Origin of the sequence: Neobacillus kokaensis, from assembly GCF_014656545.1 — a bacterium.
Taxonomy (GTDB): Bacteria; Bacillota; Bacilli; order Bacillales; family Cytobacillaceae; genus Neobacillus; species Neobacillus kokaensis.
This window is the reverse complement of sequence record NZ_BNDS01000042.1, coordinates 15,254-27,997: the sequence shown is the minus strand read 5'-3', so window position 1 is coordinate 27,997 and position 12,744 is coordinate 15,254. Positions and strand designations below refer to the sequence as shown.

General features: G+C 39.7%; 14 protein-coding genes. All 14 read right to left on the bottom strand.

Annotated features, from left to right (window positions below):
* Positions 1 to 126 precede the first annotated feature (126 nt).
* The 14 genes from lysA to fur all read right to left on the bottom strand — a co-directional run bounded on the left by lysA (position 127) and on the right by fur (position 12,703).
* Positions 127 to 1,431 (bottom strand): diaminopimelate decarboxylase, encoded by a 1,305-nt coding sequence (gene lysA, locus IE222_RS25005; protein WP_191277103.1) that lies wholly within the window; start codon positions 1,429 to 1,431, stop codon positions 127 to 129.
* Positions 1,432 to 1,606: 175 nt separating this feature from the next.
* Positions 1,607 to 3,103, bottom strand: a complete 1,497-nt coding sequence (locus IE222_RS25000) for a spore germination protein (protein WP_370465087.1) — start codon at positions 3,101 to 3,103, stop codon at positions 1,607 to 1,609.
* Positions 3,039 to 3,647, bottom strand: a complete 609-nt coding sequence (spoVAEA, locus tag IE222_RS24995) for a stage V sporulation protein SpoVABEA (RefSeq protein ID WP_191277102.1) — start codon at positions 3,645 to 3,647, stop codon at positions 3,039 to 3,041. Before spoVAEA ends, IE222_RS25000 begins: the two co-directional genes overlap by 65 nt.
* A 153-nt stretch (positions 3,648 to 3,800) precedes the next feature.
* Positions 3,801 to 4,223, bottom strand: coding sequence for a stage V sporulation protein AB (locus IE222_RS24990; protein WP_191277101.1), 423 nt, complete (start codon positions 4,221 to 4,223; stop codon positions 3,801 to 3,803).
* Entirely contained in the window at positions 4,213 to 4,833 is a 621-nt protein-coding gene (locus IE222_RS24985) for a stage V sporulation protein AA (RefSeq protein WP_191277100.1), read from the bottom strand. Before IE222_RS24985 ends, IE222_RS24990 begins: the two co-directional genes overlap by 11 nt.
* Before the next feature lie 108 nt (positions 4,834 to 4,941).
* Positions 4,942 to 5,700: an RNA polymerase sporulation sigma factor SigF gene (gene sigF / locus IE222_RS24980; protein ID WP_191277099.1), complete on the bottom strand. Its 759-nt coding sequence runs from the start codon at positions 5,698 to 5,700 to the stop codon at positions 4,942 to 4,944.
* Positions 5,701 to 5,712: 12 nt separating this feature from the next.
* Positions 5,713 to 6,153 carry an anti-sigma F factor gene (gene spoIIAB / locus IE222_RS24975; protein WP_191277098.1) on the bottom strand — a complete coding sequence of 147 codons (441 nt, stop codon included), beginning with the start codon at positions 6,151 to 6,153 and terminating at the stop codon, positions 5,713 to 5,715.
* A gap of 1 nt (position 6,154) precedes the next feature.
* Positions 6,155 to 6,505, bottom strand: coding sequence for an anti-sigma F factor antagonist (gene spoIIAA / locus IE222_RS24970; RefSeq protein ID WP_191277097.1), 351 nt, complete (start codon positions 6,503 to 6,505; stop codon positions 6,155 to 6,157).
* Between the two features lie 292 nt (positions 6,506 to 6,797).
* Positions 6,798 to 7,970, bottom strand: coding sequence for a D-alanyl-D-alanine carboxypeptidase family protein (locus tag IE222_RS24965; protein ID WP_191277096.1), 1,173 nt, complete (start codon positions 7,968 to 7,970; stop codon positions 6,798 to 6,800).
* Between the two features lie 133 nt (positions 7,971 to 8,103).
* Positions 8,104 to 9,405 carry a pyrimidine-nucleoside phosphorylase gene (locus tag IE222_RS24960; protein ID WP_191277106.1) on the bottom strand — a complete coding sequence of 434 codons (1,302 nt, stop codon included), beginning with the start codon at positions 9,403 to 9,405 and terminating at the stop codon, positions 8,104 to 8,106.
* Positions 9,406 to 9,495: 90 nt separating this feature from the next.
* Positions 9,496 to 10,680 (bottom strand): phosphopentomutase, encoded by a 1,185-nt coding sequence (deoB, locus tag IE222_RS24955; protein WP_191277095.1) that lies wholly within the window; start codon positions 10,678 to 10,680, stop codon positions 9,496 to 9,498.
* Positions 10,681 to 10,945: 265 nt separating this feature from the next.
* Positions 10,946 to 11,839, bottom strand: a complete 894-nt coding sequence (gene xerD, locus IE222_RS24950) for a site-specific tyrosine recombinase XerD (protein WP_191277094.1) — start codon at positions 11,837 to 11,839, stop codon at positions 10,946 to 10,948.
* Between the two features lie 4 nt (positions 11,840 to 11,843).
* A complete protein-coding gene (locus IE222_RS24945) occupies positions 11,844 to 12,071 on the bottom strand; it encodes a YqzK family protein (protein ID WP_191277093.1) in 228 nt (75 codons plus the stop codon).
* Between the two features lie 167 nt (positions 12,072 to 12,238).
* A complete protein-coding gene (fur, locus tag IE222_RS24940; RefSeq protein ID WP_191277092.1) occupies positions 12,239 to 12,703 on the bottom strand; it encodes a ferric iron uptake transcriptional regulator in 465 nt (154 codons plus the stop codon).
* Positions 12,704 to 12,744 lie beyond the last annotated feature (41 nt).

Here is a 12,744-nt window from a genome sequence, read left to right as displayed (position 1 = left end):
AAAAGCCTATATATTAATAATGTTATAATAAATCAACGCGGTGAATTGTTAAAGGAATAATACAAAAATAAAAGGCTATCGAAGTTTTTCGACAGCCTGAGCTGCCGTTTTAGACGGCAGCTTTTTTTATTTTAATGGCAAATCGTGTTTAATTAGATCCTCATATGTTTCTCTTTTCACAACGAGAGTTGCATTCCCATTTTCTACAAACACAACTGCAGGTCTTGGAATCCGGTTATAATTATTGGCCATTGAATATCCATATGCACCGGTACAGAAAACAGCGAGGAGGTCATCCTCACCAGTCTCCGGCAAAGGTAAATCCCATATTAGCATATCCCCAGATTCGCAGCATTTCCCGGCAATTGAAACCGTTTCATTTGCCCTTGCTAATGGTTTATTTGCTAGAACCGCTTCATATTTTGCCTGATATAGGGCTGGTCTAATATTATCACTCATACCGCCATCAACCGCTAAATATTTTCGTACATTAGGAACATCCTTGGACGATCCAATTTTGTAAAGAGTGATTCCTGCATCCCCGACCAAAGAGCGCCCTGGCTCAATCCAAATTTCCGGCATCTTTAGCGAATAATATTCAATAAGGTGCTTTACCTCTTTGATAATTTCACTTACATATTGTGATGGCAGAAGCGGCTCGTCCTCTTGTGTATAGCGGATTCCAAAACCTCCGCCTAAATTTAATACCTCTGATTCAAAAGACAGCTTTTCCTGCCATTCTGCCATTTTTTCAACTATTTTTCGGGCAGCAAGCAAAAAGCCCATTGTTTCAAAAATCTGTGACCCAATATGACAATGAAGTCCTAAAACATGAAAATAGTCAAACGGCAAAGTCTCTTCCAGGGCTTTTTCGACTTGGCCATTTTGCAGGTCAAAGCCAAACTTCGAATCCTCCTGCCCGGTTAAAATATAATCATGAGTATGGGCTTCAATACCAGGTGTAACCCTTAATAAAACATTTACCTTTGTTGATTTTTCTATACAAATTGATTTCAACAAGTCTATTTCATAAAAATTATCAATCACAATACAGCCAATTTGATGTTCCAATGCCATTTCTAATTCTTCTCTGCTTTTATTATTGCCATGAAAATGAATCCTTTCAGCAGGGAAGCCAGCGGCTAAGGCTGTATACAATTCACCGCCAGAAACCACATCAAGTGATAGTCCTTCTTCCTCAGCAAGCTGTACCATTGCCACTGTCGAAAATGCCTTACTTGCATAGGCAACTTGAGCCTTTACATTTTGTTCATCAAAAGCATGCTTAAATCCACGTGCTCTTTCTCTGATTAATGCTACATCATAAACATAAAGAGGAGTGCCGAAATCTTTTGCTAATTCCAGACAGTCGACTCCCCCTACTTCCAAATGTCCGTTTTTATTTACTCCTGTTGTCCCGTAAAAATACATTCCCTTCCCTCTCTCCGTAACGACTCACTACAGTTTATGTAGACAATCCTAAAAGATATAAACAAATAGACAGAATCCGCAAAAGATACTGCCTATTTTTATAATTCATCCTTTATTTAATTAAAATTAATGTAGCATAACTCTAGCTAATCTGCAATTTTTTCTTTCAAAAAATTTAATTTCCAGGCGGTTGTCTATACCGATTCCTTGGGTGCACAATACTTGGTCTTAGCACAGAACCAGGAATAGCCCGGCGGAAGACAATCTGTAAAAATCCTTTTGGTTCAAAAGGTAAAAACGGCCATAAATAGGGTGTATTCAAAGCACGCATATGTGCTAGGAAAATTAACCATACAGTTGCACCAATCATAAATCCTGGAAGATGGAAAAAGGCTGTTAACAACATTAGAATCATTCTGGCAATTTTATTCGCCACACTTAATTCATAACTAGGTGTAGTAAAGGTCCCAATACCAGCAACAGCAACATAGAGAATAACTTCTGGAACGAAAAGGCCTACATCAATTGCAATTTGTCCGATTAATACTGCAGCAATTAAGCCCATCGCGGTTGATAGCGGTGTTGGTGTATGAATGGCAGCTATCCGTAAAAACTCAATCCCAAAGTCCGCCATAAACAATTGGAGAATAATAGGAATATTTGTTTGATCATTAGGTCCGATAAATGCCAGTTTTGCAGGAAGCAGGGATGGTTCCAAAACAAGTAAAAGCCATAATGGCAGTAAAAATATTGAAGTAAAAACACCTAAAAACCGCGTCCACCGGACAAAAGTTCCCATCGCTGGTGATTCCCTAAATTCCTCAGCATGCTGTACATGATGAAAAAAGGTAGTTGGTGTAATAATAACACTGGGTGAGGTATCGCAAAATATGACAACGTGCCCCTCTAATACATGGGCTGCGGCCACATCCGCTCTTTCCGTATATCGGACAATTGGATATGGATTAAATCCTTGTTTAACAATAAATTCCTCAAGTGTTTTATCTGCCATAGGAATTCCATCAATATCAATCGCTTTAAGCTCTTTACGAAGTATATTAATTAAATCCGGATCTGCAACATCCTGTAAATAACAAAGAGCTACATCTGTTTTTGAGCGTTTCCCAACTTGATGCATTTCAAAACGAAGACGTTCGTCACGAATCCTTCTTCTTGTTAAGGCAGTATTCATCACGATATTTTCAACAAAACCGTCCCGGGCCCCTCGGACAACTTTTTCCGTATCAGGCTCCATTGGCGACCGGCCAGGATAGCTTCGTACATCAATTATAAAAGCTGTATCCTCACCCTCTACTACTACACCAATTAAACCGGATAGCACCTGGGTAACTAACTTGTCCAGTTCCTGTGTATATTCTACTGACTGGTTGACTAGTCTGTTATCAATCAGCTTGAATAGGTCAGCTGTAGTCTTTTCATGATAATTGATGCCGACCAGTTCTTTAATTAATTGAATGATATACATGGTATCGGTTAAGCCGTTTACATAATAAATGTGGACATCTTTTTTCAGGATCTTTAATTTTCGTATCCCGAGGTCAAAGCTTACACCAAGACCTACCCGCTGTTTCATGTAATGTTCGATTTCATTTACTGATATCGGGATTGGCCATTTTTCCACCTTCTGTGTCAAAAAAACCACTCCTTTCAAGTATTAGTTCTATGGCTTTTTTCGTGATGGGGGACCCCAGCTTATAAGAGTCTCGTCTTGCCATTTTTCCGATATCACCAATCCCCACAATTATGGGGATATTTAGTTCATCAAGGCAATAAACGGTATCTCCATTTATTCTTCCAATTTCCAGCTCGGGTATACCAAATTTATCTACACCATAGGGAGTTAACTCCCCCTCCCGGTCGATGCTTACATCGACTCTTGCCCATTCCTCATGCCTAGATTTCGCTGCGACGGCAACTGCACCCAACACTTCGATATCCTGGTGTACAGCCACATATTTTAGCGCACTTTCTCCACTGCCTTCACCCACGATACCGCTATCATCAAACATCACTAAAACAGGATCACAGGGTGCCTGTTTAATTAATTCGATTAATTCTGGACCTGTTAATCTAGACGGGTTACCCTGCGATTTTGAAATGCATCTAGCACCGATTTCTTTTGCAATATGCTCGAGCGTTCTTTTTGTATATTCATCACCATCTGTTACTAAAATGACGCGTCGTTTTGTGTTCATACTTATATGGTCCTTTCGTATTGAAAATCCGAAAAGCGTATGCGCCTTATTCGGCCTCAGGCATAGCATATGGCAAGCTGGTGAGAGGTCTTTTAGCCTTCTTGACGGATTCGCTGAAGTCCGCTAGGGGCAAGGTGCTGAAGCTGGAAAAGTCTAACGATGAACAAAGTATATCCATTGAAAAATAGAACCAAAAATCTTCCCAAATACTATGGCCATAATAAGAATCACAATCTCACCATCCAGACGAATTCTCTTGGCAAGGATTGGAAAAACATTCAATGCTTCAGTAAGGCCGGCGGCCAGCATCCCAATAAATACCCCGCCTGTAAGACCAAAGGGAATTAAAAAATAGGCGGACATATTTAAGCTTGGATCCCTTAAGCTAGCCCATACTCCCGCGAGAGCCCCGATGACAACTGCCCATTCATAAGATTGAATCATTTTCATTGTTTTTGTAAGCTGTGTCAGTCTTGGAATAATTCCAAGCACAGTTAAAAAGGCGACAAATCCAGATCCAACTGATAATCCACTGGCTAACCCCAAAAAAATAATTATGATGATTTTAATCGTCATGAACTCGTTTCATACTTTCTTTGTTTTCATTTAGGATGACGTAATTATCCAAATCCATTTGGTAATTAAACATTTCAACTTCTAACGGGCTCGGTTCATCGTTAATCCGCTTTTTAAATACATGATTAAAAAACAGGATCATCCCAAGACCTAGACCAATGGAATAGGGAATTTGAAAAAGCAGTGGTTTCGTCTCCTTTTTGCCGGTTATAATCGTGTAGATTTTTTCTTGTACACTTCTCATGCTGACATCATCATGAAAGTTCATAAGTGTCAAGGCGGATCCAAAAAATAATAGAAACCATATTAAAAGAAAAAAAGGAATAGAAACTCCTTTACTCTTGGAAACCACTTCAATAATCGTTTGCGCAGGCCCTATTGTTTGAACTTCAATGTCGTCAAATTGTTTTGATATTAACTCGATCACCTTCATCACATCAATTACAACAATATTTCCATCCTTTTCAGATAGTTGATGAATGATGATTTTTTGAAGCTTTGAAAGTACACTATCATCAGCAATAATTTGGGCAGCATCCTTTAAATATATCGGATCTCTCGGACGGGTTTGAACACGGTTGCGCATGCGGATGTAGACTGTTTTCTCCAAAATCTTCACTTCCCAAACAGCAAAATTCTGATAACGATAGTGTGTGTAAAAAATGGTTTTTTATAAAAAAATTTGTGTCAGTCGCAAATAAAAAAAGACCATATGGAATTAGAGATCCATACGGTCTTTCATTTGCTGTAAAATTTTCTTTTCGAGCCTCGATACTTGAACCTGGGAAATCCCTAATCTTTGGGCAACCTCAGATTGAGTCTGATCCTTATAATATCTTAAATAGACAATTAGTCTCTCCCTTTCATCCAACTCGCGGATGGCTTCCTTAAGGGCTATTTTGTCGAACCATTTGCCCTCATTTCCATCATCGATTTGATCGAGTAATGTAATCGGATCCCCATCATTTTCGTAAACCGTTTCATGAATAGATGACGGCGTCCTGCTCGCTTCTTGAGCTAAAATCACATCCTCCGGCGAGAGCTCAAGGTGCTCAGAAATTTCATTAACGGTAGGAACTCTTCCAAGCGTTTTGGATAACTCATCCTTCGCTTTACGAATTTTGTTCCCCATTTCTTTCAGTGAACGACTGACCTTAACAGTTCCATCATCGCGAATAAATCGTTGAATTTCACCAATGATCATGGGAACAGCATAGGTGGAAAACTTCACATCGTAGGATAGGTCAAACTTATCAACTGACTTTAATAATCCTATACACCCAATTTGAAATAGATCATCAGGATCATACCCCCTGTTCAGAAACCGCTGTACGACTGACCAAACAAGCCGCATGTTTCTTTCCACAATGGTATCGCGAGCCTCCTGATCCCCATCCTGACTCTTTTTAATTAGCTCCTTGACTTCATGATCCTTTAAATACGTCTGATTTTTGTCGTTCTTGACCTCCACATCCATCGGCAAGTCTCCTTAATTGCAAAGCATTTTGCGGGATTGTAAATGCTTTCGTAGTCTAACCTCGGTTCCTCTACCTGGCTGCGTGAGAACCTCAACCTCATCCATGAAATTTTCCATGATGGTAAAACCCATACCGGAGCGTTCTAAATCCGGCTTTGTTGTATATAATGGCTGACGAGCTTCTTCCACATCAACAATTCCTACGCCAACATCCTTAATCGTCATATCAATGATATTTTCCTCAATAACAACAGTGATATAAACAATTCCATTTGGGTCGTTTTCATAACCATGAATAATCGCATTCGTTACAGCTTCTGAAACAACTGTTTTAATCTCTGTGAGCTCATCCATTGTTGGATCTAATTGTGCTATGAAGGCAGCAACAGTGACCCTGGCAAATGATTCATTTTGACTTAAGGCACTGAACTGCAGGCTCATTTCATTTCTCATTTTAGGCCACCCCCAATCTCTGTAAGGCAAATTCCTCTGTCGGTTCCATCTTAATAATTTTAAAGAGGCCAGACATATCGAATAGACGCTTAATGGCAGGGGAGATGGCACAAACAACCATTTCACCGTGTACCTGTTTGATTTGTTTGTATCTTCCTAAAATAACGCCTAAACCGGAGCTATCCATAAAGGAAAGCTGTTCCAGATTTAAGACAATATGACGAATCTCTTCTCTTTCAATGACAGCTGTCACTTTTTCACGAAGTTCATCTGCAGTATGATGGTCTAATTCACCGCTTAATCGGATACATAAAACATCGTGCTTTGTTTCAATTTCAATCGTTAGACTCACTATCCATAGTCCTCCTTCATCTAGTCCAGCGCAAGCCGCTAAGGCACCTCCGCTTTTCTTATTGTCCAGCTTCAGTGCCTAGCCCCTTGATCCATAAGCCAATCCGTTGAGAAGGCTAAAAAGCAGCCTTCGCGCCGGATCGTCTTATGCTTGTCGGGGCTGATCAAGGCACCTCCGCTTTTCTTGGTATAGTGAGTCAATTCGCTTTCTATGTTTAAATTTCCTTCCTTAAATACAAAACTAGTCGTTTTTCGCTAAAAGAAGTGGATAAGCTTCCGCTTTCGACATGGTTCTACTTTCCTGCTTTTGTAAACATTCCAAATGCACGCTTATAAAGCGTCCACCAGCTGGCTTCCTTTACATCGTTTTTGGCAACCAACGGACTTTCCAGTACTACTTTTCCATCCCTGATTAGTTTAATAGTACCTACCTTGTCTCCTTTATGAATAGGAGCTTTTAGGTTTTTTTGAATAATAACCTTTTGTTTGACGTCTTTTGTTTTTTCACCTTTTTTGGTCAATAGCGACAGCGATTCACTTGTCATCGCCTCAACAATCTTTTCTTGCCCTTTACTTACCTTTGCCTGACTGATAACATGGTTTCTCTTATACATTGGATGTGTTTGAAATTGACTATAAGCATAGTCAAGCATCTTTGTTATTTGAGCATTCCGGTCCTTTGATGTTGGAGCCCCAAACACCACTGCAATGACACGCATGCCATCCTTTTCAGCGGTTGCTGTTAGGCAGTATTTCGCTTCCGCCGTAAAGCCTGTTTTTAACCCGTCTACTCCTGGATAAAACCGAACTAATTTATTTGTATTGACCAGCCAGAATTTTTTATCGGTATTTTCTCGTAAATATCCTTCATACACCCCAGTAAATTTAGTTATGTCTTCATATTTTAGTAGTTCTTTCGCCATAATAGCCATATCGTAGGCTGAACTATAGTGTCCACTTTCTGGTAAACCTGTTGTGTTTTTAAAGAAGGTATGCTTTAATCCCAGTTCTTTTGCCTTTTCATTCATCATGTCAACAAATGCTTCCTCTGAACCAGCAATTCTTTCAGCCATAGCTACTGAAGCGTCATTTCCCGAAGCAATAGCAATTCCTTTCAACATATCTTTTGTTGTCATTTCTTCCCCTGCTTCAAGGAAAATTTGTGAACCACCCATTGATGCAGCAAACTCACTTGTACGAATTTTTTCATCCCAAGAAAGCTTTCCTTTATCAATCGCTTCCATAATGAGCAGCATCGTCATTATTTTTGTCATACTCGCTGGCGGCAATTTTTCATTACTATTTTTCTCAAAGAGGATTTTTCCTGTATCTCTTTCCAATAAAATAGCCGACCTAACATCGGTGACAATTTCGGTACTCTTCTTCTCTTCGGCAGCAAAGGCAGAAGGAATTGCTAAACCCATAAACAAAACTAATATAGCTGTAATAGAAACCACACGTTTCATTCACATAACCCTCCAATCTTTATAGCCACCATTTTTTCCAAAATAAATTACTTTATACAATAATTTCCTCTAAACAAAATAAAAAAATAGTGTCAGGGACTATGTGATAATTTCACATAGCCCCTGACACCTTTCATGATACTTGTTCGTGGATAAGAGTTGGTGCTTTTACTTTCTCTGGTGTAATCTTGATATTTTCGTATAGCTTTTGTTTTACTTCATCTATATTTTCAAAGTTGCTATGAATGGTAACTAGTGATTCACCTTTTTTTACCTCGTCACCGATTTTCTTCCGTAATACCAGTCCCACAGCTAAGTCAATGACAGATTCCTTTGTTGCCCTTCCTGCCCCTAACAGCATCGCTGCAGTACCTACCTCATCTGCGGTAATTTCGGCTACAAAGCCATTTTCTTTTGCTTCGAGTTCAAAGGTAAATTTCGCCTTCGGCAGTTTCTCAGGATAGTCAACAATTGATGCGTCACCGCCTTGAGAACTTAAAAATACCTTTAGCTTTTCAAGTGCTGATCTATCTTTGATAGCCTTCTCCAGTATTGTCCGTGCTTCTGCTAAAGAACCTGCCTTTTCTGCCAGGTACACCATATAGCTTCCAAGTGTCAGGCACAATTCTGTTAAGTCTTTGGGACCATTTCCTTTTAATGTATCAATGGCTTCCTGGACTTCAAGGGCATTTCCTATTGCAAAACCTAGCGGCTGGCTCATATCCGAAATCACCGCCATTGTTCTTCGGCCAACATTATTACCAATCCGTACCATTGCATGCGCCAATTCCCGGGAATCATCAAGAGTTTTCATAAACGCGCCAGCACCTGTTTTTACATCCAGGACAATTGCATCAGCCCCCGCAGCAATCTTTTTGCTCATAATGGAACTGGCAATCAGCGGGATACTCTCAACCGTTGCAGTCACATCGCGCAGGGCATAGAGCTTTTTGTCTGCAGGTGTCAGGTTGCCGCTTTGACCGATTACAGCAATTTTATTTTTATTGACAAGATTTATAAATTCTTCATTATCAATTTCTACATGGAAGCCTGTAACCGATTCTAATTTATCAATTGTTCCGCCGGTGTGTCCTAAACCACGTCCGGACATTTTAGCGACAGGTACACCCGCTGCTGCTACAAGCGGTCCGAGAACAAGCGTTGTCGTATCTCCCACACCGCCGGTCGAATGCTTATCCACCTTGATGCCTTCAATTGGTGATAAATCGATTTGGTCTCCTGATTCTACCATAGCCATTGTTAGATCGGCACGTTCTCTCTCGGACATATCGCGGAAAACAATTGCCATCGTCAGCGCACTCATCTGATAATCCGGAATAGAACCGTTTGTATAACCGCTTATAATAAAATTAATTTCTTCTGATGAAAGTTCCTGACCATCACGCTTTTTTTCAATTAAGTCGACCATTCGCATCGTTTCTTCACTCACTTTACGGACGTTATATAGTATTTTTTCTCTTTATTCTACTGAAGAAATCCCTAAACACAGATTACTCTTAAAAAACTACTTAATCTCATTTAAAAAGCTTTTACCATACTGTGGCATTTTCACCTGAAAGTTTTCCGCTACAGTTGCACCAATATCAGCAAATGTATGCCTTAGCGGCAGCTCCTTTCCCTCTGTCATTCGTTTGGAATACACAAGTAATGGCACATATTCACGGGTATGGTCTGTTCCAGGTGCAATTGGGTCATTGCCATGGTCTGCTGTAATGATCAAAAGGTCTTCCTCATTCATTTTGGCAAACACTTCCGGCAGGCGCGCATCGTACTCTTCAAGCGCCCTCCCATATCCTAGAGGGTCGCGGCGATGCCCGTATAATGCATCAAAATCAACTAGATTTAAAAAGCTGATTCCGGTAAAGTCCATATCTAAGGTTTCAGCCAGCTTATCCATGCCGTCCATATTCGAGACTGTTCGCAGTGCTGTCGTTACGCCCTCTCCGTCATAAATGTCAGAAATCTTCCCGATCGCAATCACGTCTAATCCAGCATCTTTCAACTCACTCATAACCGTCCGGTCAAAGGGTTTTAATGCATAATCATGGCGGTTTGGTGTGCGTGTAAAGTTACCTGGCTTCCCAACAAACGGACGGGCAATCACTCGCCCAACCATATATTTTTCATGAAGAGTTAACTCACGGGCAATTTTACAAATGTTATAGAGCTCATCTAGCGGAATAATTTCTTCGTGTGCAGCGATTTGCAGCACCGAGTCAGCAGACGTGTAAACAATCATTGCCCCTGTTTGCATATGCTCTTCACCTAGTTCGTCAATAATTGCTGTCCCGCTTGCTGGTTTATTGCCAATAACTTTCCTGCTGGTACGTTTTTCTAACTCAGAAATAAGTTCTTCAGGAAATCCTTCCGGAAAAACTTGAAAAGGAGTTTTAATATTTAACCCCATGATTTCCCAGTGTCCGGTCATTGTATCCTTGCCATTCGATGCTTCCATCATTTTTGTATAAAAAGCTAACGGCTGCTCTGCCTTTTCAATTCCTTTTAATTCGCGGATATTACTTAAGCCGAGCTTACCCATGTTTGGCATATGCAGCCCATTCATCTTTTCCGCAATGTGGCCAAGCGTATCCGCACCTTTATCACCAAATTTATCTGCATCTGGTGCTTCACCTATTCCAACTGAGTCCATAACAATAATAAAAATACGTTTGTATGTATGTAAGGTCATCCATTTTTCCTCCTTTTTTCCACAAATGCATGCATTGGATTAATTAAGAACCAGGTCCTTCCGAATCCCTGATAACGTTTTCAAACGGAGAAATGCTCACAATGATATATTTCCCTTTATAGAGAGGATTAGCCTTAAAAAATCGTGCCCATCGTCAGAAGTCTGACATCATTATTTTACTAAATAGGTGTGAAATTTCAAGAAAAAGCTGCCATATATTGTGGCAACTTTTTGAAATTCAATCTATTTTATTCCTATCATTCTATCAAGCTCGTGGATGAAATTTACGATATACATCCGTTAATTTAGCTTTTGTCACATTCGTATATATTTGTGTTGTTGAGATATCGGCATGACCAAGCATTTCCTGAACGGCCCGTAAATCAGCCCCATTTTCAATTAAATGAGCTGCAAAAGAATGTCTTAGTGTATGTGGTGTCAGTTCCTTGTCTATTCCAGCAACTCGTGCTAATTTCTTTAATATTTTCCAAAATCCTTGTCTTGTTAATCTTTTGCCTTGATGATTTAAAAAGAGGGCATGGTCTGCTTGTTTTTTTGAAATAAACTGTGGTCTCCCACGATCTAAATATAGTTTAACAGCCTCCATTGCTGTTGTTCCAATCGGGATGATTCTCTCCTTGCTTCCCTTGCCAACACAACGAATAAAGCCCATCGATAAATTAATATTTTCAACATCCATACCGATTAATTCACTTACCCTGATTCCTGTTGCATAAAGGAGCTCCAGCATCGCTTTATCTCTTAGCCCAAAATGATCATGCAGTTTCGGAGCATCCAACAGAGTCTCTACTTCCTGCAAGCTCAATACCTTTGGCAGCGCCCTTTCTAACCTTGGCGTTTCAAGATGAACGGTTGGATCCTGCTCAGTTATTTTTTCTCTTAATAAAAATTGATGAAATGCTCTTACCGAAGCTATGTGCCTTGCTATTGTTTTCAATGATTTTCCATGATCTTTTAAAGAGCTAAGAAAATGAACGATATGAATTCGTTGAACGCTATTTAAGTCCTTAATCGATTCTTCCTCTTTTAAATAATGAATATAGCTTTTTAAATCTCGTTCATAGGACAAAATTGTATTTTGTGCTAGTCCTTTTTCTACTATTAAAAACTGCAAAAACCGTTGTATTTGTTCTTCCATCGCCTTACTCCCCATTTAAATAAAACAATTTTAACCTGTCAAACCAGGCAGATCCTCCTGCTTTGACAGGGTTTGAAACGCTAATCGCGGATCCTTCCGGTTCATCATAGCGATGATAGTTTTGATATTCTTCCGATATCCACATGATACCATAATAAAAGAGCACCGTGCACCCGGTGAATATAATAAAGACCTTTAAGGTTTGCAGAACTGCCTTTATAAACGAAACCATTTTTCTTCCCCCATACTCTTATGATTGGTAACTGTCTGTCAATTGTGCAGCCTAAGATATTTATATCCTAGTAAAATGTATGCCATAATGGACAAGTTTTATACCTAGTTCAATAAGATTTTGCAAGGGAAATAAAAAAAGTCCTTTGCTTGAAAAAGGACCTTTGGTTATTCATCTGCTATAGCTTCTTTTACTTTATCTTGACAGCGATGACAGATGCCGTGGAATGTAAGGCGATGATCTTTAATTTTAAATTTCCATCTACGTTCGACAATCGCTTCAACATCCTCTAGTAAATCTTCCTGAATTTCATCAACGGCACCGCATTCAATACAAACAAGATGATGATGAAAATGTGCTGCACCTTCCTGCCTTAGATCATAGCGGGAAACGCCGTCACCAAAATTTATTTTATCAACAATTTTTAATTCTGTTAATAATTCTAATGTTCGATAAACAGTTGCTAAACCAATTTCAGGCGATTTTTCTTTCACGAGGAGGTACACATCTTCTGCACTTAAATGATCCTCTTCATTTTCTAGTAATACTCTAACGGTTGCCTCTCGCTGAGGTGTGAGTTTATAGCTTGCTGAGTGCAACTGCTTTTTGATTCTCTCAAGTCTAGTTTCCATGCCTTTGTCCCTCCCTCGCCACTGTTAGTTTTCATTATAAC